Below are 22,266 nucleotides of genomic sequence, written 5' to 3' on the forward strand. Positions count from 1 at the left end.
CCCGGCTACCGGGCGAAAATAGGACGAAGCACGCTCACTTCCGGGAAAGTTCACTTTCGCGTCCGCCTCAGTTCACCGGCGTTCACCTCCGCGCCTCCCGCCGGCCCTAGTTTGGCGGCGACCTGCGCTGATGCAGCCGAACGGCGCGGGCGCACCGACGATCGACAGGACGTGAGCATGCGCGACGAGTTCCGGGCCGAACTGCAAGCCGTCAGCCAACTGCTGGTGGAGATGGCCGAAGGCGTACGGGCGGCACTACGACAGGCCACCCGGGCCCTGCTCACCGCCGACCGGCAGGCCGCCGAGAACGTCATCGAGCAGGACGCCCGGATCGACGCGCTCTACCGGCAGGTCGAGGAGCGGGTGTGTGACGTGCTGGCCCGCCAGGCGCCGGTCGCCTCCGACCTGCGAGCCATGATCACCGCGCTGCACGTGGCAGCGGATCTGGAGCGGATGGGTGATCTCGCGGACCACGTCGCCAAGACCGCGTTGCGCCGGCACCCCTCGCCCGCCGTGCCCGCGGAGCTGCGGCCGGTCTTCACCGACATGGCGGGTATCGCCGACCGGATGGCGGAGAAGATCGCGGCGGTGCTGGCCCACCCGGACGCCGACCTCGCCGCCGAGCTGGACCGCGACGACGACGCGATGGACGAGCTGCACAAGGGTCTGTTCGGGGTGCTGCTCGGCGCGGACTGGCCGTACGGGGTGGAGACCGCCATCGACGCCACTCTGCTCGGCCGCTTCTACGAGCGGTTCGCCGACCACGCGGTCAACAGCGCCGAACACGTCGTCTACCTGATCACCGGCGAACCCGTCTGAGGTGCAAGGAAGGGCCCCCTGTTAACGCCTCGCGTATAGCAGGGGGCCCTTCTTAACAACGGAACGACGGCCGGGTCAGCGGCCCTGGTTGGCGACGGCAGCAGCGGCCGCCTTGGCCGCCTCCGGGTCGAGGTAGGTGCCGCCCAGGGTCTGCGGACGCAGCAGCGGGTCGAGGTCGTAACGCAGCGGAATCCCGGTCGGGATGTTCAGCTTGGCGATCGCCTCGTCGCTGATCTGGTCCAGGTGCTTGACCAGGGCGCGCAGCGAGTTGCCGTGCGCCGCCACCAGCACCGTCCGACCGGCCAGGATGTCCGGCACGATCGAGTCGTACCAGTACGGCAGCATCCGCTCGACGACGTCCTTGAGGCACTCCGTACGGGGCATCAGCTCGGTCGGCAGCAGCGCGTACCGCGGGTCGCCCACCTGGGACCACTCGTCATCGTCGGCGATGGGTGGGGGCGGGGTGTCGTAGGAGCGGCGCCAGAGCATGAACTGCTCCTCGCCGTACTCCTCCAGGGTCTGCTTCTTGTTCTTGCCCTGCAGGGCGCCGTAGTGCCGCTCGTTGAGCCGCCACGACCGACGCACCGCGATCCAGTGCCGGTCCGCGGCGTTCAACGCCAGTTCGGCGGTACGGATGGCGCGGCGCATCACGCTCGTGTGCACCACGTCCGGCAGCAGGTTGTGCTCGCGCAGCAGCTCGCCGCCGCGGCGCGCCTCGTTCTCACCCTTCTCGGTCAGGTCCACGTCGACCCAGCCGGTGAAGAGGTTCTTGGCGTTCCAGTCGCTTTCGCCGTGCCGCAACAGGACCAGCGTCCCGACGGTGGGTCCCTCGCTAGCTGTCATGCCGATCATCCTGCCGTAACCCGGGATCGCTCGCGCCAGAAGGGTCGTGACGACCACCACGTGGAAAACCGGATGACCTTGCTCTCGGCGCACCACTAGGTTGTAAGGGTCGGCTAGATCATCACTCATTACGGACGGGGACGCCGGAGTGCACGCGATACGGGGCTGGTTCCGGGACACCACCGGCGGTCTACCCAGGACTTTCTGGTACCTCTGGACCGGCACGCTGATCAACCGGCTCGGCTCGTTCGTCCTCGTCTTCCTCGCCATCTACCTGACCCAGGAGCGCGGATTCTCCGCCACCCAGGCCGGCATCGTGCTCGGCCTCTGGGGAGCCGGCGGCGCGGTCGGCACCACCGTCGGCGGCACCCTGACCGACCGGTGGGGGCGGCGACCGACCCTGCTCCTCGCCCACCTGGGCGGCGCGGTCATGATGCTCGCGCTGGGCTTCGCCCACGAACTGTGGGCGGTCGGGCTGGGCGCCCTGCTGCTCGGCCTCTTCGCCGAGGCGGCCCGCCCCGCGTTCGGCGCGATGATGATCGACGTGGTGCCCGAACGGGATCGGCTGCGCGCCTTCTCGCTCAACTACTGGGCGGTCAACCTCGGCTTCGCCTGCGCCGCGGTGCTCGCCGGCTTCGCCGCCCAGGCCGGCTATCTCCTGCTCTTCGCGGTCAACGCGAGCACCACGCTGGTCACCGCCGTGATCATCTTCGTGAAGGTGAAGGAAACCCGGACGATCACGGTCAGCACGCGGGTCGGCGCGGCCCGCGTCGGCGCGCTCCGCACGATCCTGAACGACCGGGTCTACCTCGGGTTCGTGGCGCTGAACCTGCTCGGCGCGCTGGTCTTCCTCCAGCACATCTCGATGCTGCCGATCGCGATGGCCGACTCCGGGCTGAGCCCCGCCACGTTCGGCTCGGTGATCGCCCTCAACGGCGTCCTCATCGTGATCGGTCAACTCTTCGTACCCCGGCTGATCCGGGGGCGCAGCCGGTCGCACGTACTCGCGCTGGCGGCGGTGGTGATGGGCGTCGGCTTCGGGCTTACCGCGTTCGCCGACGTGGCCTGGTTCTACGGGTTGACGGTGTTGATCTGGACGCTCGGCGAGATGCTCAACTCGCCGTCCAACGCCACCCTCATCGCCGAACTCTCGCCGAGTGAGCTGCGCGGCCGCTACCAGGGGGTCTTCTCACTGTCCTGGCAACTGGCCGGTGCCGCCGCGCCGATCCTCGGCGGCCTGGTCCGGGAACAGGCCGGCAATGCCACGCTCTGGCTCGGCTGCGCCGCCATCGGTCTGGTGATGGCGGTGGGTCATCTGCTCTCCGGGCCCGCCCGGGAGCGGCGGGCCCTCGCGCTGCGCACCGCCGGCACCCCGCCCGTGGTCACGCCCCAGTCGACGGCCCCCCAGCCGGCAGCGCCGAAGGCGGCCGAGCCGGTCGCGCCGGTCGCGCCGGTCGCGCCGGTCGCGCCGAAGGCGGCCGAGCCGGCAGCGACCACCGGCGGGTAGGGCCGCAGAGGAGCCCGAACTCCGGTCAGGCAAGATCTGTTAGGTAACCGAACAGATCTGGGGGGTCGGGGTGCGCGAGCGTCGGGCGGCCACAGCCGTACGCGGGTGGTTCGCCGACACCGCCGGCGGGCTGCCCGCCACCTTCTGGTACCTCTGGGTCGGGTTGCTGATCAACCGCGCCGGCGCGTTCGCGATGCTGTTCCTGTCGCTCTACCTGACCGCCGCCCGGGGTGCCAGCGAGTCGCTGGCCGGCGTGGTGGTCGGCGCATACGGCGCGGGCGGAGCGGCCGGCGTACTGCTCGGTGGGGTGCTGGCCGACCGGTGGGGACGACGCTCGACCCTGGTGGCGGCGCACCTGGTCACCGCCGCGCTAATGGTCGCGCTGGCACTGAGTCAGCACCTCGGCGTGATCGCGGCGCTCGCCCTGCTGGTCGGCGTCACCCACTCGATGCCGAGCCCGGCCTTCGTCGCGGCGATCGTCGACGTGGTGCCCGAGGAACGCCGGTCCCGCGCGTTCAACCTCCAGTTCTGGGCGTTCAACCTGGGCATGGCGGTGGCCTCGCTGCTGGCCGGCCTGCTCGCCGAGGCGAGCTACGTCGCGCTCTTCCTGGTGGACGCCGCCGCCACCCTGGCCACCGCGGTGCTGATCGCCTGGAAGGTGCCGGAGACCCTACCCACCCTGCGGGCGTACGGGCAGCCGAAACCGTCGCTGGCCGGTCGCCGGCCCGGGCTGCACACCGCGCTGACCGACCGGCACTTCATGGTCTTCGTCGGGCTGACCTTCGTACTGGCCGTGCTGACCATGCAGGCGTCGACGATCATGCCGCTGGCGATGCGCGCGGACGGGCTCGGCCCATCGGCGTACGGGACGGTGGTGGCTCTGGGCGGGGTGCTGATCGTGCTGGGGCAACTCTTCGTACCCCGACTCATCGACCGGCGGCGCAAAGGGACCGTACTCGCCGTCTCCACCGCGCTGCTCGCGGTCGGCTTCGGTGCCCTGGCCGTCGCCGACGACCTCGTCTTCTACCTCGGGGCCTGCGTGGTCTGGACGGTCGGCTCGATGCTGGCCGCGCCCCCCAACGCGCAGATCAACGCGGACCTGGCACCACCGGTCCTGCGGGCGCGCTACCAGTCGGTGTTCTACCTGGCCTTTCCGGCGGCCTCGTTCGTCGCGCCCACCCTCGGCGGGTTCAGCCTGCAATTGTGGGGCGACGGACACTGGCTGGTCATGGGCGCGTTGGGCCTGCTGGCCGCCGGTGGCCATCTGCTCGCCGGGCCGCCCCGGGAACGGCGGGTCGCCGCCCTGCGCCGCGCCACGGCGAGCCCGGTCGCGGACGAGGCCGCCCGGTCTACCCTCGCAGCGCCCAACTGATCAACCCGGGCCACTCGGGCCGCACTGCTAGCTGATCAACCCAGGCGGGCCGCGCTGCCGGCTGATCAACACGCCACTCGGGCCGCGCTGCCGGTTGATCAACACGGTTTCGGCGCAATGGCGGTTGCCGGACGCCCGGGTAACCGCCATTGCGCCGTAACGGCGCTGGGCCGCGCGCGGACAACACGATGTGCCCGGCACGTGGGCACCGGGCACATCGGTTCATCGCTACGACCGGCGGCGGCGGGCGGCACTCACCCCCGTAAGCGACGCCCGCTCGCGCCGCCGGTCCAAACAGGCGGGCACCGTCCCCCAACGGTGGATCCACCCGTCCCCCGACACCTCGCTTGGTGCACAGATCTGATCGATCCGCCGCTCCCCCGAACGGTTCCAAGCGTGGCGCGGTGCAATAACGCTAGTTCGCCCCATGGGACGGATTCAACCTGGTTGGCTGTCTCGCCCGTCACAGCGCGCCCGTGTCCCGTTGGGCTGCTTGATGGGGCTTCGTTCACGGCTAACAGCGCATACCCGGCGAGGATTCCCGCAAACGCTCACGCGTCCTCCCGATCGGGTGACTCGGTACGGAAGAAGTTGCTCTGCCGGCCGTCTCGCAGCTGTTCCTGGTAGATCAGGTTGAGCCGGCGCAGGTCGAAGGTGTGGAACCACTCGTCCCAGGTGATCTCACGGATCCGGCTGCTCTCCCGGTAGCCCGGGATGTTGAAGGTCAGCACGCCGGCCCGGCCGTCCCGCTCGGTCCCGCTGATCGTCGCCGGCTTCGCGCCGCGCTCCCGGGCCCACCGCTGGATCACGTCGTGGTTGGTGGTGACCAGGCTCCGCCCCGGGCGCTCCGGCCGGTCCTGCAACGACGAGATCATCTGCGACGACCGCGTCGAACGGGCCGTCGACCTCCCGGTCCGCACCCCGCCACCTGCTGCGGCCGTCTTCGCTGCACTACGGGAGGCGGGTGCCGTCTTCGCTGCACCGCGAGCGGGTGCCGTCTTGGCCGCGCCACGAGCGGGTGCCTGCCGGGTGGCCGCGCGCGTCGTCGTACCCGTCTTGGTGGTGCTGCCCGCTGCGGTCTTCGCCGCCGCTGCGGTCTTGCGGGGAGCCGCCTTCCTTGCCCCGGCCGCAGTCGTCCGCGCAGTCGACGTCGCCGTGCGGGCGGACGTGGCCGTGCGGGCGGACGTGGCCGTGCGGGCGGACGTGGCCGTGCGGGCCGGGGCGGTCTTGCGGGCGGCGGTGGTCTTACCGGCCGGCGCGGTCTTCGCGGCCGACGCCGTCTTGCGAGGGGCCGCCTTCCTTGCCCCGGCGGCGGACGTCCGCGCAGTCGCTGTCGTCTTGCGGGCCGTGCTGGCCTTGCGTGCCGCCGTCGTCGTCTTACGGGCGGTACTGGCGTTACGGGCGGTGCCCGTCGTCGCCGTCCGCGCCGGGCCGGTCCGCTTGGCGGGTGCGGCCTTCGCCCGTCCCGTGGCGGTACGAGCCGACGCCGACTGCTTCGTCGCGGTGGTCTTCGTGCTGCTGGCACGGCCGGCCGGTCCGCTGCTGCCACGCGCCGCCCCGCCCGAACGCAGCGTGCTGGCGAGTCTCTTCACCAGTTCCGGCTTACGCAGGGCGGAGATGCCGGAGACCCCGTACCGACGCAACTGGCCACGGATGTCGTCCACCCGCATCCGGGAGATCTCCGACTCGGAGATCCGTGGCGTGTTCGGGGTCTGGTTGCTGGCCTGCTGCTTGGTCCTGGTCGCGGTCCCGCCGCGACCCGCGCTGTTTCGCTGAGCCATGGACGCTCACGCTCCTCGACACTGAAGTCTCGGCGCGCGGCGGGTCCCAAAGCCGCACCGCGCGGTGCGGCTTACCCCGTAGCGGCGAGCTAAACCACACTGCGGTGAACGCGTTGCCGGCTGCCGTGCGGCGGCACCCCGGTCAGGGCCGGTCCGCGCCGCCCTCCGGGGCGGCACCGGCGGCGGCTGCCGGGTTGTCGGCACGGGTCTGCCCCGACGGCTCGAAGAGATGCGCGAAGGCCGCGAGGTTCGCGGTGGATTCGCCCCGCTTGACCCGCCACTCCCATTCCCGCCGGATCGAACTGCCGAAACCGATCTCCAACATCGTGTCGAAGGACTCGTCGGCGTAGCTGAGCACCGCACCGAGGATGCGGTCCAGCTCGTCGGCGTCCACCCCGGCGGGGTTGACCCGGCCGGTGAGGTAGATGTCGCCGACCGCGTCGATGGAGAAGGAGACGGCGTACATCCGCGCGTTGCGCTGCAACAGCCAGGCCCAGAGCTCCTCGCGGCGCTCGTCCGGCTGACGCATCACGAACGCCTCGATCCGCAGCGCGTGCTCGCCCACGATCAGGTTGCAGGTCGTCTTGAGCTTGTGCGTGCCGGGCAGGGTCACCGCGTACGCGCCGGGACCGGTCGGCTCGCAGGGCAGTTCCCGCTCGGCGCAGACCGACTCGATCAGAGCACCCAGGTCACTCATCGGCTCCACTCTACGGCCGCCCAACCTGCCGCTGCCCGGCGACGGGCGGCGTCGCGCGGGCCGGCGGGCCGACGGGCGTTAACAAGGGGCCCTTCCTATGCACGAGGCGTTAAAAGGGTGCCCTTCCTTTCATCAGCAGGAGGCGGCGAGGGCGGAGGTGAGATGGGCGCGGTGGGCGGTGATCGCTTCGCCGTACACGGCGAGCAGACCCTCGGCCGTACGGTGCCAGGAGAAGTTGCGGGCGTGCCGGGCGGCGCCGAGCGACAGCTCCCTCCGACGGGACCGGTCGGGCAGCAGGCGGGCCAGGGTGTGCGCCCAGTCGACCGGGTCGTGTCCGCGCACCAGCATCCCACTGACCTGGTCGCGTACCGCGGTCACCAGGCCGCCGACGGCGGCGGCCACCACCGGCGTACCGCAGGCCTGGGCCTCCAGGGCGACCAGGCCGAAGGATTCGTTGTACGACGGCACCGCGACCAGGTCGGCCGCCTGGTACAGCAGGGGCAACTCGGCGCCGGTACGCGGCGGCAGGAAGTGGATCCGGTCGGCGACGCCGAGCGACGCGGCCAACTCGATCAGGGCGGTGGGGCGGTCGAGGCCGCTGCCGCTGGGGCCACCGCAGATCACCACGGAGACCTCCTGGGCCAGCGCCGGATCCCGCTCGCACAACGCGGCGATCGCGCGGATCAGCACGTCCGGGGCCTTCAACGGTTGGATCCGACCGACGAAGGCGACCAGGTAGCCGGTGGTGGGCAGGCCCAGTCGGGCCCGCGCGGCACTTGTCGCGGCGTCCCGGTCACCGACCGGTGGGCGGAAGCGGTCGAGGTCCACCCCGGGCTCGACCACCGCGACCCGGCTCGGGTCGGCGGTGTACCTGTCGATCAGGTCCTGCGCCTCGACCCGGGTGTTCGCCACCAGCCGGTCGGCCTCGGCGACGACCTGTTCCTCGCCGATCACCCGGGCTTTGGGTTCGGGGCGGTCCCCGGCGGCGAGCTGCGCGTTCTTCACCTTGGCCAGGGTGTGCGCGGTGTGCACCAGCGGCACTCCCCAGCGGTCCTTGGCCAGCCAGCCGACCTGCCCGGAGAGCCAGTAGTGGGAGTGGATGAGGTCGTAGTGGCCCGGCGGGCGGGACGCCTCGGCACGCAGTACGCCGGCGGTGAAGGCGCAGAGCTGGCCGGGAAGTTCCTCCTTGGTCAGCCCTTCCAGCGGGCCGGCCATCACGTGCCGGACGTGCACCCCCGGCGCGACCTCCACCACCGGCGGCAGGTCACCAGAAGTGGCCCGGGTGAAGATCTCCACCTCGACGTCGGCCTCGGCCAACCGCCGGGCGACCTCAAGGATGTAGACGTTCATGCCGCCCGCGTCCCCGGTGCCGGGCTGGTGCAGGGGCGAGGTGTGCACCGAGAGCGTGGCGATCCGTCGGGGTCTCGGCCACGGCAGGGCACCTCGCTGACGACCGACGCCGGTGTGCAATTCCGCCACTTCTGCTCCCTATGCCAGGGTTGATGCCGTACTGCACGACCGACGTGCCTCTGCGTCAACCTCCGCGCCAGATGTCATCTTCCCGATCGGCGGCTGGTAATACGTCGCCCAGGCCGACGGGCGTGACCGACCTCATCACCGGGGAAGCTCCGACCCTCGGCGTGACAGGGGCGAGAATGGCCGGATGAGTCGTGTCGCCGTCGTCACCGGGGCATCCAGCGGACTCGGCGCCGGGACCGCTCGGTGCGCCACCCAGGCGCCACACGTCAACGTGGACCGTCTCGTCGTACGCCCATTGGCGCAGGCCGCCCGGCACATGGTGCACCGGGTGAGCGGCACGGGTGCCGGTGACCGGTCACCCGGCGGAGCCTGAGGAACGCTGCCATGGCGGCGCGTACGCCCCGGCCGCTCGGAACCATCACCCGCGGCACCACAAATCCCAACCGGCTCCGACGGGTGGACAACTGGATCGTCGACACCTGCGGCGACGCGTTACGCGCCGCACCGGACCCACTCGTGGTGGACCTGGGGTACGGCGCGAGCCCGGTGACAGCGGTGGAACTGCGCACCCGACTGGCCGCCGGGGTACGCCCCGACGTACGGGTGGTCGGCCTGGAGATCGATCCGATCCGCGTCGCGGACGCCCAACCCGCCGCCGACCCACCCGGCCTCACCTTCGCCCGGGGCGGATTCGAACTCGCCGGCCTGCGTCCGACCCTGGTGCGCGCGTTCAACGTGCTACGCCAGTACGACGAGAGCGAGGTGGCCGCCGCCTGGGCCACCGTCACCAGCCGACTGGCACCCGGCGGACTGTTCGTCGAGGGCACCTGCGACGAGTTGGGTCGCCTCGCCGGCTGGATCCTGCTCGACGCCAACGGCCCGCGCACGCTGACCCTGGCCGCCCGTCTGTCCACTCTGCAGACCCCGGCCGAGTTGGCCGAACGGCTACCCAAGGCGTTGATCCACCGCAACGTCCCCGGTGAACCCATCCACGACCTGATCCGCGCCCTCGACGACGCCTGGCACGCTGCCGCCGGCTACGCCCCGTACGGCCCCCGCCAGCGTTGGCTGCACGCCGTGGCCGCCGTACGCGCCCAGGGCTGGCCCATCCTCCACCGCCCCCGCCGCTGGCGCCAAGGCGAACTGACCCTCCCCTGGCCCTCCCCCACCCCCTGACGCGGTTAGAGGGTGCAGGTTATGAGGACGGGTTCGGGGTGGAGGGTTACGGCGAAGCGGGCGTGGACGCCGTCGCGGATCTCCCGGGCCAGGGTGAGGAGGGCTTCGGTGGTGGCGGTGCCGGTCTGGTTGGTCAGGGCGAGGGTGTGCTTGCTGGAGATGGCGACGCCCTCGGGGCCGGCGTAGCCCTTGCCGAAGCCGGCCTTGTCGATCAGCCAGGCGGCGCTGACCTTGACCAGGTCGCCCGCGCCCGGCCAGGCGGGCGGCACACCGATGTCGGCGGCGTGCTGCCGGAGCACCTCGTACTCGGCGGCATCGAGGACGGGGTTGGTGAAGAAGGAGCCGACCGAACGGGTGTCGGGGTCGGCGGCGTCCAGCACCATGCCCTTTCCGGCGCGAAGCTCCAGCACGGTGGCGCGGGCGTGTGCGAGCGGCACCCGGTCACCGACCTCGACGCCGAGCGCGCGGGCCAGTTCCGCGTACCGGACCGGGCCGGACAGCGGCGAGCGGGCCAGCCGGAAGTCGACAGCGAGCACGACCCAGCGCTCGCTGTACTTGAAGATGCTGGCCCGGTAGGCGAAGCCGCAGTCGGCGGCGTCCAACAGACTGATCGTCCCGGCGGTACGGTCGTACACCTGCACGCCGACGATGGTCTCGGCGACCTCCTGGCCGTACGCGCCGACGTTCTGGATCGGGGTGGCGCCGGTGGAGCCGGGGATGCCGGACAGGCATTCCAGGCCGGACCAGCCGTTGCGCACCGTGGCGGCGACCAGGTCGTCCCACGGCTCGCCGGCCTCGACGCGGATGGTCACGGTCTGCTCGTCCTCGGTCAGCACCCGCAGGCCTCGGGAGCGGACCAGGATCACCGTGCCCGGGAACCCGGCGTCGCCGATCACCACGTTGCTGCCCCCGGCGAGCAGAAGCACATGTTCGCCCGCCTCGCGTACGTGCGCGACAATCTCCTCGGCGGTGGTTGCGGTGACGATCCGCCGGGCAGGTCCGCCGAGGCGCAATGTGGTGTATTGCGACAGTTCGCCGGGAATGACGGGTTGAGCGGCGGCTGTCGGCTGGGCGTAGACGTCAGGCACATCTTTCACCCTAGGCTGAGAGGTAGCCGTGGCACCCACTGGTGGCCCGGTCACCCCCGGGAGGATGGCGATGAGCAGAATGCACGGCAGCAAGGACTTCTGGATCGGTGCACTCCGCGCGGAGGGCCCGGCGTTCGCCGCCGCGGTCGCCGACGCCCCGCCCGAGACACCCGTGCTTTCCTGCCCCGGCTGGACGGTGACCGACCTGGCCCTGCACCTCACCGGCATCTACCAGTGGGTACGCGACGTCGCCGGGTCCGGCCGGGCCACCGCGCCGGAGCAACGCCGGTCGCAGCGCCCCGAACTCGTGCCGGGGCTCACCGCCGCACAGCAGTGGCAGCAGGCGTACGACGAGCTGATGGCCCTCTTCGACACCCTGGACCCGGAGGCCCCGGCCTGGAACTGGGCCCCCCAGCCGAAGAAGGCCGGCTTCTGGCCCCGCCGGATGGCCCACGAGACGGCCCTGCACCGCTGGGACGCCCAGCTCGCCATCGCCGCCGGCGAACCGATCGAGGCCAAGCTCGCGGCCGACGGGGTGAGCGAGGTGCTCGACACCTGGCTGCCGGCCGGTCGCCGGGCGGCGAGCGGTCAGTGGCGCGGGGTGGTTCGGCTCAGCGCGACCGACGCGGCGCAGGAGTGGTACCTGCGGCTGCGCGGTGAGGGCGTGGCGCTGCTGGACACCGGCACCATCCTCGATCACGACGAGCACCACGCCCGGGTGCACGTCAGCGGTACGGCGAGCGACCTGCTGCTGGCGCTCTGGGGCCGGGTCAGCTTCGACACCCTGTCCGTGGCCGGCGACCCCACCCTCCTCGACGGGGTACGCACCGGCTGATTGACGCCGTTACGGCGCAATGGCGGTTACCGGGCACCCCGGTAGCCGCCATTGCGCTGTAACGACGACCTCGCACCGATTGGCCGTGGCCATTCTGTGACCCCAGCCGAGAGAGCGCTCTCTTGACACGCCCCGGCGGGGGACGCAGGCTACGTGAGAGCGCTCTCAGACTCATCCACCACCACTCACCCACTGAGAGGGGTCACCAGACCATGGCCACTTTTCCGCGCCATCGCCTTGCGGCGGTCGCCTTGGCAACCGTTGGTGCGCTACTCGCCACCAGCGGCTGCGCCAGCGAGGACGACGCCGCCGGCGACGGCCAGATAACGCTTACCGTCGACGTCTTCGGACAGTTCGGCTACGAACAGCTCTACCAGGAGTACATGGACGCCAACCCGGGCGTGAAGATCGTCGAGCGGGGCACCGGCGGCAACCTCGACGAGTACTCGCCGAAGTTGACCCAGTGGCTCGCCGCGGGCAAGGGCGCCGGTGACATCGTCGCCATCGAAGAAGGTCTGATGGTCGAGTACAAGGCCAACCCGGACAACTTCGTCAACCTGCTCGACCACGGGGCCGCCGAGCTCAAGGGCAACTTCCTGGAGTGGAAGTGGAACCAGGGGCTGACCGCCGACGGGCAGAAGCTGATCGGGCTCGGCACGGACGTGGGCGGCATGGCGATGTGCTACCGCACCGACCTGTTCGCCAAGGCGGGGCTGCCCACCGAGCGCGACGAGGTCTCCAAGCTCTGGCCGACCTGGGAGGACTACATCGCGGTCGGCGAGCGGTTCAAGGCGGCAGACACCGGCGCGTCGTTCCTGGACGCGGCGACCAACACGTTCAACACCATCGTGCTGCAGACCGCTGGCAAGGCGCAGGGCCACCACTACTACGACACCAGCAACAACCTGGTGGTGGACAGCAACCCGGCGGTCAAGCAGGCCTGGGACACCACCATGAAGATCATCGGTGCCGGCCTGTCCGGCAAGTACGGCTCCTGGTCGGAGGAGTGGGTCTCGGCCTTCAAGCAGTCCAAGTTCGCCACCATCGCCTGCCCGGCGTGGATGACCGGGGTGATCGAGGGCAACGCCGGCGCGGAGGCCAGCGGAAAGTGGGACATCGCCCGGGTGCCCGGCGACGGCGGCAACTGGGGCGGCTCGCACCTGGCCGTGCCGGCGCAGAGCAAGCACAAGGAAGAGGCCATCAAGCTGGCCAAGTTCCTGACCAGCCCGCAGGGCCAGATCGGTGCCTTCAAGGTCAAGGGCCCGCTGCCGTCCTCGCCGCAGGCGCTGAGCGACCCCGCCATCGCCGAGGCCACCAACGCGTACTTCTCCGGTGCGCCGATCGGGACGATCTTCGGTGAGGGCGCGAAGACGTTGCAGCCGGTCTACATGGGCCCGAAGAACCAGGCGGTACGCACCGAGGTCGAGAACGCCGTCCGCACCGTCGAGCTGGGACAGCGTACGCCCGAGCAGGGCTGGCAGGACGCCGTCAACAACGCCAAGAAGGCCGCCGCCAAGTAACCGGCCCGACGGCCTCCACCCCCGCCGCCGATCCAGGCCCGCCACGCTCGCCGAGCGTGCGTGGCCACCGGCCTGGATCGGCGCGGGGCGGGGGCGTGGAAAGGAGTCAACGGGTCATGGCGTTGCAGCTCGACGCGCGACCGCCGACCGCGCCGACACCGGGCCGGTCCCGACTGTCGCGGGCCGGCCGGCTCAGCCGGATCGACGCGAAGTACTCGCCCTACCTCTACATCGCCCCGTTCTTCGTGATCTTCGCGATCTTCGGGGCCTGGCCGCTGGCGTACACCTTCTGGGTTTCCTTGCACGACTGGGACCTGCTGGGCAGCAATCCCACATTCGTCGGCGCGGACAACTACACCCGACTGCTGGCCGACAGCGACTTCTGGCACTCGGTGGTCAACACCCTCGGCATCTTCCTCCTCAGTACGGTGCCGCAGCTGCTGCTGGCGCTCTGGCTGGCCAACCTGCTCAACCGGCAACTGCGGATGCGTACCGGCTGGCGGATGGCGGTGCTGGTGCCCAACGTGACCTCCACCGCCGCCGTGGCGATCGTCTTCGGGGTGCTGTTCGGCCGCGAGTTCGGCATGATCAACTGGCTGCTCGACCTGGTCGGCATCGACGGGATCGAGTGGAAGTCCAACCGGTTCGCCTCCTGGGTGGCCATCTCCACCATGGTCGACTGGCGGTGGACCGGCTACAACGCCCTGATCTTCCTGGCCGCCATGCAGGCCATCCCCCGCGACCTGTACGAGGCGGCGGCGATCGACGGCGCGAACCGGGCCCGACAGTTCTGGTCGGTCACCGTACCGCTGCTCAAGCCGACGATCATCTTCTGCGTCATCATCTCCACAATCGGCGGGCTGCAACTGTTCACCGAGCCCCGGCTGTTCCACTCCGGCACCAACGCGATCCGGGGCGGGCCGCTGCGCGAGTCGCAGACGATGACCATGTACATGTTCGAGAACGCCTTCGCGCCGTACTACAACTTCGGCTACGGCTCGGCGGTGGCCTGGCTGCTGTTCGCCCTGATCGCCATCGTCGCCGCGATCAACGTACTGATCATCCGCCGGCTCGGTTCCTCCGCCCGACCGCCGGAGGCCAAGCGAAAGGGAGGGTTCCGATGAGCCGGCTGTGGCGGGCGAGCCCGCTGACGTACTTCGCGCTTGTCGCCGCCGGAGGTTTGTCGGTCTTCCCGATCTACTGGATGTTCGTGGTGGCCAGCCGCTCCAGCGACGCGATGGGGCAACTGCCGCCGCCGGTCACGCCGGGCGGCAACCTGGGCGCCAACATCTCCCGACTGTTCGCCAACACCGACGCGTACTTCCTGACCGGTCTGATCAACTCGGCGATCGTGGCGATCACGGTCACCGTCTCGGTGGTGTTCTTCTCCTCGCTGGCCGGGTTCGCCTTCGCCAAGCTGCGCTTCCGGGGCAGCAACGCGCTGCTGATGATCATCATCGCGACGATGATGGTGCCCACCCAGCTCGGCATCATCCCGCTGTACATGCTGATGACGAAGCTGAACCTCAACGACCGGCTGCCCGCGGTGATCCTGCCCGTCCTGGTCACCGGCTTCGGTGTGTTCATGATGCGGCAGTACGCCGGCCAGGCGATCAGCACCGAACTGATCGAGGCGGCGCGGGTGGACGGCTGCGGCACCGCCCGGATCTACTGGAACGTGGTGCTGCCCGCGTTGCGGCCGGCCATCGCGGTGCTCGGGCTACTCACGTTCATGACCACCTGGAATGATTTCCTGTGGCCGTACGCGGTGCTCAACGATCCGGAGAACCCCACCGTGCAGTTGTCCCTGCGGGCCCTGTCCGACGGCTACTACCAGGACATGTCCCAGGTGTTCACCGGTACGGCAATCGCCACGCTGCCGCTGCTGCTGGTGTTCGTACTGTTCGGACGGCAGATCATCGGCGGAATCATGGAAGGTGCGGTCAAATCGTGAGTGGAATCCGGTTCCCGGAGAATTTCCTGTGGGGGGCGGCGACGGCCGCCTATCAGATCGAGGGGGCGGCCCGCGACGACGGGCGCGGGGAGTCGATCTGGGACACCTTCAGCCGCACACCGGGCAAGGTGTACGCCGGGCACACCGGCGACGTCGCCTGCGACCACTACCACCGGTACGCCGACGACGTGGCGATGATGGCCGAGCTGGGCCTGCAGGCGTACCGTTTCTCGGTTTCCTGGCCCCGGATCCAGCCCGACGGCAGCGGCCCGGTCAACCCGCGCGGCCTGGACTTCTACGACCGGCTGACCGACGCGCTGCTGGGTCGGGGGATCGACCCGATCGTCACCCTCTACCACTGGGACCTGCCGCAGACGTTGCAGGACCGGGGTGGTTGGACGGCGCGGGAGACCGCCGAGCACTTCGCCACCTACGCCGCCGCCGTGTACGCCCGGCTCGGTGACCGCATCGGCACCTGGACCACGCTCAACGAGCCCTGGTGCTCGGCGTACCTCGGCTACGGCAACGGCGTACACGCCCCCGGGGTGCAGGACCCGGGTGCCGCCTTCAGCGCCGTGCACCACCTGCTGCTGGCGCACGGCCTGGCCACGCAGGCGCTGCGCGCGGGCGGTGCCGAGCGGGTCGGCATCACCCTCAACCCGGCGGACGTACGCCCCGCCGACGCGGAGAGCGCCGCCGACGCCGACGCGGTACGCCTGGTCGACGGCCTGCACAACCGGATCTTCCTGGATCCGCTGCTGGTCGGCGGCTACCCCGACGACGTCCGTGAGCACGTGGCCCGGATCGTCGAGCCGGTGTTCGTCGTCGACGGCGACGAGAAGACCATCGCGGCGCCGATCGACCTGCTCGGGATCAACTACTACGCGCCGACCTACGTCGCCGGGCGACCGGACGGCGCGGGTGGCGGCGGCGCGTACCCGGGCACGGCAGCAGCGGTGGAGTTCCTGCCGCCGGTCGGCCCGCTCACCGACATGGGCTGGATGATCGAACCGGCCGGGCTGACCCGGCTGCTGGAACGCATCGCCACCGACTATCCGCCGGTGCCGCTGATGATCACCGAGAACGGCGCGGCGTTTCCGGACAAGGGCAGCTCGGACGGGACCAGCCAGGTGCGCGACGAGGACCGGATCGCGTACCTCGACGGGCACCTGCGTGCCGCGCACGAGGCCATCGCCCGGGGCGTCGACCTGCGCGGCTATCTCGTATGGTCATTGCTGGACAACTTCGAGTGGGCCGAGGGGTACCGCAAGCGGTTCGGCATCGTGCACGTCGACTACCTCACGCAGCGGCGTACACCGAAGTCCAGCGCCCGGTGGTACCAGGAGGTGATCTCCCGGAACGGGCTGTGACGAGGCGGTGGTTTCTCCGATGACGGGCGCGCAACGGCCCACTCTGGAAGCGGTGGCGCGGCGGGCCGGAGTGTCCCGGGCCACCGTCTCCCGGGTGGTGAACGGTTCCACCACGGTCGCCGAGCCGATCCGGGAGGCGGTCCGCCAGGCGGTGGCCGAACTGGGGTACGTGCCGAACCTCGCCGCCCGCTCCCTCGTCACCCAGCGGACCGACTCGATCGCCCTGGTGATGCCGGAGGAGGCGACCCGGGTCTTCTCCGACGACCAGGTCTTCCCCGGCATCATCCGGGGCGCAGCCCAGGAGTTGGAGGCCGCCGACAAGCAGTTGGTGCTGATGCTGGCCGGCTCGCCGGCCGGGCACGAACGGGTCGAGCGGTACACCACCGGACGGCACGTCGACGGGGTGCTGTTCGCCTCGCTGCACGGTGCCGACCCGCTGCCCGCCAAGCTCGCCGCGCTGGGCATCCCGGTGGTGTGCAGCGGCCGGCCCCTCGACGGCGCGAACGTGCCGTACGTCGACGTCGACCAGGTCGCCGGGGTGACCAAGGCGGTACGCCACCTGATCGACACCGGTCGGCGACGCATCGCCACCATCGCCGGGCCGCAGGACATGGTCGCCGGCATCGAACGGCTGGCCGGCTACCGGGACACGGTGGCCGCCGCCGGGCTGCCGCAGATGGTGGCGGTCGGCGACTTCACCCGGGAGTCCGGTGCGGCGGCGATGCGGGAACTGCTCACCGCCCACCCCGACCTGGACGCCGTCTTCGCCGCATCTGACCTGATGGCGCACGCCGCCCTGCGTACCCTGCGCGAGGCGGGACGGCGGGTGCCGCAGGACGTCGCGGTGATCGGTTTCGACGACATCGAGACCGCCGCGTACACCGAGCCGCCGCTGACCACCGTGCGGCAGCCGATCGTGGAACTCGGCCGGCAGGGCACCCGTCTGCTGCTGCGCCTCGCGGCCGGCGAGGAGGTCGAACCCGCCCTCATCCTCCCCACCGAACTCATCCTCCGCGACTCCGCCTGAGGTGTAAGGAAGGGCACCTTGTTAACGCCTCCGGTAGAGCAAGGGCCCCTTATTAACAAACACTTATCGCCTGGCACCCGGCTCGGTGGGCGGCTAGCCTGCCCCGCATGTCCCACCCGGTTCGCCTGCTGCCCGTTCCCGCGCTCGCCGACGTCGCCCCGTACGCCTATCTGGCCACCGTGGAACCCGGTGCCCGCCTGGTCTTCACCGCGGGCGCCTGCCCACTCGACGCCGAGGGCCGGACCGTCGCTCCCGGCGACCACGCGGCCCAGGCCCGGCAGGTGATGGCCAACCTGGAGACCGCCCTGGCCGCCGCCGGCGCCACGCTCGCCGACGTCGTCAAGAGCACCGTGTACGTGGCCTCCACCCGCCAGGAGGACCTGGTCACGGTCTGGGAGGTGGTACGGGCGGCCTTCGGCGACCACGACGCCCCCAGCACCCTGCTCGGGGTGACCGTGCTCGGCTACCGCGACCAACTCGTCGAGGTCGAGGCGATCGCCGCCATCCCCGCCTCCTGAACCCGCCCTCTGGGTGCATTTGTTGTCGTCCCAGGGACAACAAATGCACCCACATTGCGCTGCAATCGATCGATGCGGATGCCGAGCGACGATGCGGATGCGATGGAGTGGTTGCTGTTCGAGCAATCGGGGATGTTGAGCTGGGCGCAGGCGACCGCCGAACTGACTCCGGCGAAGGTGCGGCACCTGCTGGCGACCGGCCGGTGGGGCAGGGTGTGCCGCGGCATTCTCCGTGCCGCACCGCCCGGCGAGCCGTACCGCCGGGAGCAGCAGTGGTGGGCTGCGGTGCTGGCCGCCGGGCCGGGTGCAGTGCTCGCCGGGCTCGCGGCGGCGACGGCTGGCGGCCTGCAGGGCAAGTGGCGCTACGAGACCGTTGACGTGTTGGTCCCCCACCAGCGACGGCAGGCAGATCTACTGCGCCGTCTGCCGCTCGGCCTACCTGCGGTACGGGTACGACGTGCACGGCACCTGTTGGCCGAGGATCGGCAGCGTGGCCGGCCCGACCGTACGGCGGTGGCACGGGCCCTCGTGGACGCAGCGCAATGGGTGCGTACCGACGACGAAGCGCAGCAGCTCCTGGCGGCGGGATGTCAGCAACGGCGGGTGACACCGGCGGAACTTGCAGCGGTCCTGGATCGGATGCCTCGGGCCGGGCGGCGCAGGCTGATCAGGGAGACGATCAACGACATCGCCGGCGGTGCGGAGGCGCTGTCCGAGATCGATCTGGTCCGGCTGTGTCGGCGGTACGGGCTGCCTGCACCACAGGCGCAGCAGCAACGCCGGGACACCGACGGGCGGCTGCGCTACCTGGACGCGTACTGGCCGCAGTGGCGGCTACACGTCGAGGTCGACGGTGGACATCACATGGACGCCCGACACTGGGCCGCCGATCTGCGTCGACAGAACCGGATCTGGATCGAGGGCGACCGCATCCTGCGGTTCACCGCCTTCGACATCCGGCACCGCCCAGACGAGGTCGCGGCGCAACTCCGCGCCGCCCTCGCCGCAGCCGGTTGGCCAGGATGATCATCAATGCCACTCGCTTTGGGTGCACTTCTTGTCGCCCTGGCAACAACAAACGCACCCAGTCACGTGGTGCCGGGCGGCGAACGGGCGGGAGCGGTCGGGTCAGGCTGGCGCGGGCCGAGAGAGCGAGCCGCGGCGGGTCAGGGGGTCGCGTGGACCTGCTTGGCGGTGGCGTGGGTGTCGGGGCCGAAGAGGACCAGCCGGGCCTCGGTGAGGTTGGTCGGGGTGGCCGCACGCAGCACCGTCAGGGCCTGGCGGACCGCGTCGGCGACCGGCCAGCCGTAGACGCCGGCGGAGATCAGCGGGAAGGCGATGGTGACCGCGCCCAGGTCGTCGGCGACGGCGAGGCTGTTGGTGTAGCAGTCGCGCAGCAGCGCCGAGCGGTCCTCGGTGGCCGACCAGACCGGGCCGACGGTGTGCACCACCCAGCGGGCCGGCAGGTCACCGGCGGTGGTCGCGACGGCCTGGCCGGTCGGCAGGCCCCGGCCGTAGCTGGAGGCGCGCAGCGCCCGGCATTCGGCGAGGATCGCCGGGCCGCCCCGGCGGTGGATGGCACCGTCCACTCCACCGCCGCCGAGCAGTGACGAATTGGCGGCGTTGACCACCGCGTCCACCCGTTCGGCGGTGATGTCTCCCTCGACCAGGGTGATGTCCACGGGTCAGTCCTCCGTGACGGGTTGGCCGAGGGCACGGCGGGCGAGCAGGGTGGCACCGGCGATCGCGGCCGGCATGAGCAGCACCGCGCCGAGCGGGATCAGGAAGCAGACGAAGACCGCCATCCCGAAGCCGAGCGCGGTGGGACGGTCGACCTTCAGCGCTGCCCGACGCTCCCGCAACCCCTTGCCGCGCCGGTAGAAGGGCGCGCCGACAAGTTCCACGGCGAGCAGCCAACCTCCGACGGCGGCACCGATCACCGGTACCACCGTCTGGCCGAGCAGCGGAATGAACCCGGCCGCGAACAGCGGAATGCCGAACAGCGCCGCCAGGGCGACCAGCCGGATCGAGTCGGCGGCGCTGCGCCGCAGGGACGCCCAGAACGGCACCTCGACCGCGTCGGGCGCGCCGCCGTACCGCTGCTCCACCCGCTCGGAGATCTTCTCGTAGAACGGGTCGCCGATGACCAGGGTGACGGCGGTGAAGGTGAGCACGGCGAGCAGGCCACCGAGGCCGAGGACGGCCAGGCCGGCGATCACCCGGACCACCCTGCGGGCCGCCGTCGACCAGTCGTCGGCGAAGGGGGTCACCGCCGTGGCCAGGTCGCCGACGAAGGCGACCAGGATGGCGTACGCGGCCAGGAACAGCACGCCGGAGATCAGCGCCGGCACCACGCCGAGCAGCATCAGACCGGGATTGCGTACGTACAGCCCGATGCCACGCAGCAGGAACCCGGCACCATCGGCGAACCGCCGCGCGGTGCTCGTGGCGGTGCCGGACATCTCGGAAACGTTCACGCCGCTGAGCCTAGTCACCGGCCAGCACATCAACCGATCGACGGATCGTTCGGGTCAACCGGAGCCGAACGAGATCGTCTACAGCTGGTCGATCCCGTACCGGCCCGCCGCGGCGACGCTGTACGGGTAACCGAGCGAAGGGCGATGCGATGCCGGTGATCGAGGTGTCCCACCTGCACAAGCGGTACGGCGAGACGGTGGCGGTGCAGGATGTGTCGTTCGACGTCGCGGCGGGCGAGATCTTCGGCGTCCTCGGCCCGAACGGTGCGGGCAAGACCACCACCGTGGAGTGTGTCGCCGGGTTGCGCGTCCCCGACGGGGGCGAGGTGTCCGTCCTCGGGCTGGACCCTCGCCGGGACGCCACCCGGCTGCGCCACCTGGTGGGGGTGCAGCTACAGGAGAGCCGGTTGCCGGACCGGCTCCGGGTGGCCGAGGCGCTGGAAATGTACGCCTCGTTCTACCGCGACCCGGCGGACCCGGCCCAACTCATCGACGAGTTGGGGCTCGGCGAGAAGCGCAACACCCCGTACGACAAGCTCTCCGGCGGCCAGAAGCAACGGCTCTCCATCGCGCTGGCGCTGGTCGGCAACCCGAAGATCGCCATCCTGGACGAGTTGACCACCGGGTTGGATCCGCAGGCCCGCCGGGACACCTGGAGTCTGATCGAGCGGGTCCGGGATCGCGGCGTGACGATCGTGCTGGTCACCCACTTCATGGAGGAGGCCGAGCGGCTCTGCGACCGGCTCGCCGTGATCGACAAGGGGCGGGTGATGGCGTTGGACAGCCCGGCCGGGCTGGTCTCGGCCGTGGTACCCGAGCAACGGATCCGGTTCCGCCCGTCCACTCCGCTCGACGATCAACTCCTCACCGGGTTGCCGCAGGTGACCTCGGTGACCCGCAGCGGCACCCAGGTGGTGGTGACCGGCACCGGTGACGTGCTGCACGCGGTCACCTCCGTCCTCGCCCGTAACCAGATCATCGCCGCCGACCTGCGGCTGGAGCAGGCCACGTTGGACGACGCGTTCGTCGAGCTGACGGGGCGCCGGCTCACCGACTGAGGGGAACGCCATGCACGCCTTCAGCCAGATCCTCAAGACCGAGGCACGGCTCTACCTGCGGGACACCTCGACGATGGTGCTCACCATCGCACTGCCCACCCTGATCCTGGTGGTCCTCGGACTCATCCCCACCCTCCGCCAGCCCACTGCGGATCTCGGCGGGCAGTCCTTCATCACCTACTTCACTCCGTCCCTGCTGGTGGTCACCCTGGCGATGGTCGGCGTGAACGTCCTGCCCACCGTGCTGGCCACCTATCGGGAGCGCGGCATCCTGCGCCGGCTGGCCACCACCCCGGCCAGCCCGCTGGCCCTGCTGCTGGCCCAACTGGTGCTGGCGCTGATCGGCATTCTGATCAGCGCGGTGCTGCTCGCCATGGTGGCCCGGCTGGCGTTCGGCGTACCGCTGCCGCAGCATCCGCTCGGCTTCGCCGCCGCCCTGGTCCTCGGCACCGCGGCACTGCTCGCGCTGGGACTGCTCGTGGCGGCGGTCGCGCCCACCGCCAGGTCGGCCCAGGCGCTGACCGTACCGGTGTTCATGGTGGTGATGTTCTTCGGCGGCGTGTACCTGCCGAGGTTCCTGCTGCCCGACTTCATCGCCGAGATCGGCGCCTACGCCCCGCCCGGAGTACAGGCCCTGCTGGATGCCTGGACGGGCACCGCACCGCACCCGCTGCATCTGGTGATAATGGCGGTGGTCGCGGTGGCCGCCGGTGCTCTCGCGACGAAACTGTTCCGCTGGCAGTAG

General features: G+C 70.7%; 22 protein-coding genes and 1 pseudogene. 16 read left to right on the top strand and 7 right to left on the bottom strand.

The genetic code is table 11. The annotated features are described in order from the left end of the window. Positions 1-177 precede the first annotated feature (177 nt). Entirely contained in the window at positions 178-819 is a 642-nt protein-coding gene (gene phoU / locus C1A38_RS13445; protein ID WP_102658164.1) for a phosphate signaling complex protein PhoU, read from the top strand. 75 nt (positions 820-894) lie between these two features. Here phoU and C1A38_RS13450 read toward each other — a convergent pair whose 3' ends face one another. After that, entirely contained in the window at positions 895-1,662 is a 768-nt protein-coding gene (locus C1A38_RS13450) for a phosphoglyceromutase (protein WP_102658196.1), read from the bottom strand. A gap of 148 nt (positions 1,663-1,810) precedes the next feature. Here C1A38_RS13450 and C1A38_RS13455 point away from each other — a divergent pair, with 148 nt between their 5' ends. Both C1A38_RS13455 and C1A38_RS13460 read left to right on the top strand, forming a co-directional pair. Continuing rightward, positions 1,811-3,169: an MDR family MFS transporter gene (locus tag C1A38_RS13455; protein WP_233196803.1), complete on the top strand. Its 1,359-nt coding sequence runs from the start codon at positions 1,811-1,813 to the stop codon at positions 3,167-3,169. A 70-nt stretch (positions 3,170-3,239) separates the two neighbouring features. After that, positions 3,240-4,541 carry an MFS transporter gene (locus C1A38_RS13460; protein WP_102658165.1) on the top strand — a complete coding sequence of 434 codons (1,302 nt, stop codon included), beginning with the start codon at positions 3,240-3,242 and terminating at the stop codon, positions 4,539-4,541. Positions 4,542-5,092: 551 nt separating this feature from the next. Here the strand turns inward: C1A38_RS13460 and C1A38_RS31760 are convergent. Further along, positions 5,093-5,476, bottom strand: a pseudogene (locus C1A38_RS31760) (hypothetical protein); the annotation flags it as partial. A gap of 94 nt (positions 5,477-5,570) precedes the next feature. Between C1A38_RS31760 and C1A38_RS31765 the strand changes: the two are divergent. After that, positions 5,571-6,317, top strand: a complete 747-nt coding sequence (locus C1A38_RS31765) for a hypothetical protein (RefSeq protein WP_233196805.1) — start codon at positions 5,571-5,573, stop codon at positions 6,315-6,317. 147 nt (positions 6,318-6,464) lie between these two features. Here C1A38_RS31765 and C1A38_RS13470 read toward each other — a convergent pair whose 3' ends face one another. Beyond that, positions 6,465-7,019 carry a type III secretion system chaperone family protein gene (locus C1A38_RS13470; protein ID WP_502696936.1) on the bottom strand — a complete coding sequence of 185 codons (555 nt, stop codon included), beginning with the start codon at positions 7,017-7,019 and terminating at the stop codon, positions 6,465-6,467. A gap of 132 nt (positions 7,020-7,151) precedes the next feature. Then, a complete protein-coding gene (gene mshA / locus C1A38_RS13475; protein WP_102658168.1) occupies positions 7,152-8,498 on the bottom strand; it encodes a D-inositol-3-phosphate glycosyltransferase in 1,347 nt (448 codons plus the stop codon). A gap of 184 nt (positions 8,499-8,682) precedes the next feature. Between mshA and C1A38_RS13480 the strand changes: the two genes are divergently transcribed. Both C1A38_RS13480 and C1A38_RS13485 read left to right on the top strand, forming a co-directional pair. After that, positions 8,683-8,871 (top strand): hypothetical protein, encoded by a 189-nt coding sequence (locus tag C1A38_RS13480; protein ID WP_102658169.1) that lies wholly within the window; start codon positions 8,683-8,685, stop codon positions 8,869-8,871. 11 nt (positions 8,872-8,882) lie between these two features. After that, positions 8,883-9,674 (top strand): SAM-dependent methyltransferase, encoded by a 792-nt coding sequence (locus C1A38_RS13485; RefSeq protein WP_102658170.1) that lies wholly within the window; start codon positions 8,883-8,885, stop codon positions 9,672-9,674. 5 nt (positions 9,675-9,679) lie between these two features. Here the strand turns inward: C1A38_RS13485 and C1A38_RS13490 are convergent, their stop codons facing one another. Beyond that, entirely contained in the window at positions 9,680-10,762 is a 1,083-nt protein-coding gene (locus tag C1A38_RS13490) for a UDP-N-acetylmuramate dehydrogenase (protein WP_102658171.1), read from the bottom strand. A gap of 70 nt (positions 10,763-10,832) precedes the next feature. On the opposite strand from C1A38_RS13490, the gene C1A38_RS13495 reads away from it, so the two are divergent. The 8 genes from C1A38_RS13495 (at position 10,833) to C1A38_RS13530 (ending at position 19,012) form a co-directional block, all read left to right on the top strand. Continuing rightward, positions 10,833-11,597: a maleylpyruvate isomerase family mycothiol-dependent enzyme gene (locus C1A38_RS13495; RefSeq protein WP_102658172.1), complete on the top strand. Its 765-nt coding sequence runs from the start codon at positions 10,833-10,835 to the stop codon at positions 11,595-11,597. A gap of 212 nt (positions 11,598-11,809) precedes the next feature. Then, positions 11,810-13,117, top strand: coding sequence for an ABC transporter substrate-binding protein (locus tag C1A38_RS13500; RefSeq protein WP_102658173.1), 1,308 nt, complete (start codon positions 11,810-11,812; stop codon positions 13,115-13,117). 116 nt (positions 13,118-13,233) lie between these two features. Further along, entirely contained in the window at positions 13,234-14,241 is a 1,008-nt protein-coding gene (locus C1A38_RS13505; protein WP_102658174.1) for a carbohydrate ABC transporter permease, read from the top strand. Beyond that, positions 14,238-15,071, top strand: a complete 834-nt coding sequence (locus tag C1A38_RS13510; protein ID WP_102658175.1) for a carbohydrate ABC transporter permease — start codon at positions 14,238-14,240, stop codon at positions 15,069-15,071. The genes C1A38_RS13505 and C1A38_RS13510 overlap by 4 nt, the downstream gene beginning before the upstream one ends. Further along, entirely contained in the window at positions 15,068-16,441 is a 1,374-nt protein-coding gene (locus C1A38_RS13515; protein ID WP_102658176.1) for a GH1 family beta-glucosidase, read from the top strand. Before C1A38_RS13510 ends, C1A38_RS13515 begins: the two co-directional genes overlap by 4 nt. Positions 16,442-16,460: 19 nt before the next feature. Then, positions 16,461-17,468, top strand: a complete 1,008-nt coding sequence (locus tag C1A38_RS13520; protein ID WP_102658177.1) for a LacI family DNA-binding transcriptional regulator — start codon at positions 16,461-16,463, stop codon at positions 17,466-17,468. Positions 17,469-17,575: 107 nt separating this feature from the next. Continuing rightward, the gene (locus C1A38_RS13525) at positions 17,576-17,986 is read left to right on the top strand and encodes a RidA family protein (protein WP_102658178.1); all 411 of its coding nucleotides are present in this window, start codon (positions 17,576-17,578) and stop codon (positions 17,984-17,986) included. Between the two features lie 72 nt (positions 17,987-18,058). After that, complete coding sequence (locus C1A38_RS13530) at positions 18,059-19,012, top strand: putative endonuclease domain-containing protein (protein WP_102658179.1); 954 nt, start codon at positions 18,059-18,061, stop codon at positions 19,010-19,012. 140 nt (positions 19,013-19,152) lie between these two features. Here the strand turns inward: C1A38_RS13530 and C1A38_RS13535 are convergent, their stop codons facing one another. Both C1A38_RS13535 and C1A38_RS13540 read right to left on the bottom strand, forming a co-directional pair. After that, positions 19,153-19,668 carry an O-acetyl-ADP-ribose deacetylase gene (locus tag C1A38_RS13535; RefSeq protein ID WP_102658180.1) on the bottom strand — a complete coding sequence of 172 codons (516 nt, stop codon included), beginning with the start codon at positions 19,666-19,668 and terminating at the stop codon, positions 19,153-19,155. Between the two features lie 3 nt (positions 19,669-19,671). After that, the gene (locus C1A38_RS13540; RefSeq protein WP_102658181.1) at positions 19,672-20,448 is read right to left on the bottom strand and encodes an EI24 domain-containing protein; all 777 of its coding nucleotides are present in this window, start codon (positions 20,446-20,448) and stop codon (positions 19,672-19,674) included. Positions 20,449-20,612: 164 nt separating this feature from the next. Between C1A38_RS13540 and C1A38_RS13545 the strand changes: the two genes are divergently transcribed. Both C1A38_RS13545 and C1A38_RS13550 read left to right on the top strand, forming a co-directional pair. Beyond that, entirely contained in the window at positions 20,613-21,521 is a 909-nt protein-coding gene (locus tag C1A38_RS13545; RefSeq protein ID WP_102658182.1) for an ABC transporter ATP-binding protein, read from the top strand. A gap of 10 nt (positions 21,522-21,531) precedes the next feature. Beyond that, positions 21,532-22,266, top strand: a complete 735-nt coding sequence (locus C1A38_RS13550; RefSeq protein ID WP_102658183.1) for an ABC transporter permease — start codon at positions 21,532-21,534, stop codon at positions 22,264-22,266.

Source organism: Verrucosispora sp. ts21, assembly GCF_002879555.1.
GTDB lineage: Bacteria > Actinomycetota > Actinomycetes > Mycobacteriales > Micromonosporaceae > Micromonospora > Micromonospora gifhornensis.

Bases quoted from the DNA above. Each gene is read 5' to 3' on its own strand.
- phoU (WP_102658164.1), top strand. From the start codon at position 178: ATGCGCGACGAGTTCCGGGCCGAACTGCAAGCCGTCAGCCAACTGCTG.
- C1A38_RS13450 (WP_102658196.1), bottom strand. From the start codon at position 1,662: ATGACAGCTAGCGAGGGACCCACCGTCGGGACGCTGGTCCTGTTGCGG.
- C1A38_RS13470 (WP_502696936.1), bottom strand. From the start codon at position 7,019: ATGAGTGACCTGGGTGCTCTGATCGAGTCGGTCTGCGCCGAGCGGGAA.
- C1A38_RS13480 (WP_102658169.1), top strand. From the start codon at position 8,683: ATGAGTCGTGTCGCCGTCGTCACCGGGGCATCCAGCGGACTCGGCGCC.
- C1A38_RS13485 (WP_102658170.1), top strand. From the start codon at position 8,883: ATGGCGGCGCGTACGCCCCGGCCGCTCGGAACCATCACCCGCGGCACC.
- C1A38_RS13495 (WP_102658172.1), top strand. From the start codon at position 10,833: ATGAGCAGAATGCACGGCAGCAAGGACTTCTGGATCGGTGCACTCCGC.
- C1A38_RS13500 (WP_102658173.1), top strand. From the start codon at position 11,810: ATGGCCACTTTTCCGCGCCATCGCCTTGCGGCGGTCGCCTTGGCAACC.
- C1A38_RS13505 (WP_102658174.1), top strand. From the start codon at position 13,234: ATGGCGTTGCAGCTCGACGCGCGACCGCCGACCGCGCCGACACCGGGC.
- C1A38_RS13510 (WP_102658175.1), top strand. From the start codon at position 14,238: ATGAGCCGGCTGTGGCGGGCGAGCCCGCTGACGTACTTCGCGCTTGTC.
- C1A38_RS13520 (WP_102658177.1), top strand. From the start codon at position 16,461: ATGACGGGCGCGCAACGGCCCACTCTGGAAGCGGTGGCGCGGCGGGCC.
- C1A38_RS13525 (WP_102658178.1), top strand. From the start codon at position 17,576: ATGTCCCACCCGGTTCGCCTGCTGCCCGTTCCCGCGCTCGCCGACGTC.
- C1A38_RS13530 (WP_102658179.1), top strand. From the start codon at position 18,059: ATGCGGATGCCGAGCGACGATGCGGATGCGATGGAGTGGTTGCTGTTC.
- C1A38_RS13540 (WP_102658181.1), bottom strand. From the start codon at position 20,448: ATGTCCGGCACCGCCACGAGCACCGCGCGGCGGTTCGCCGATGGTGCC.
- C1A38_RS13545 (WP_102658182.1), top strand. From the start codon at position 20,613: ATGCCGGTGATCGAGGTGTCCCACCTGCACAAGCGGTACGGCGAGACG.
- C1A38_RS13550 (WP_102658183.1), top strand. From the start codon at position 21,532: ATGCACGCCTTCAGCCAGATCCTCAAGACCGAGGCACGGCTCTACCTG.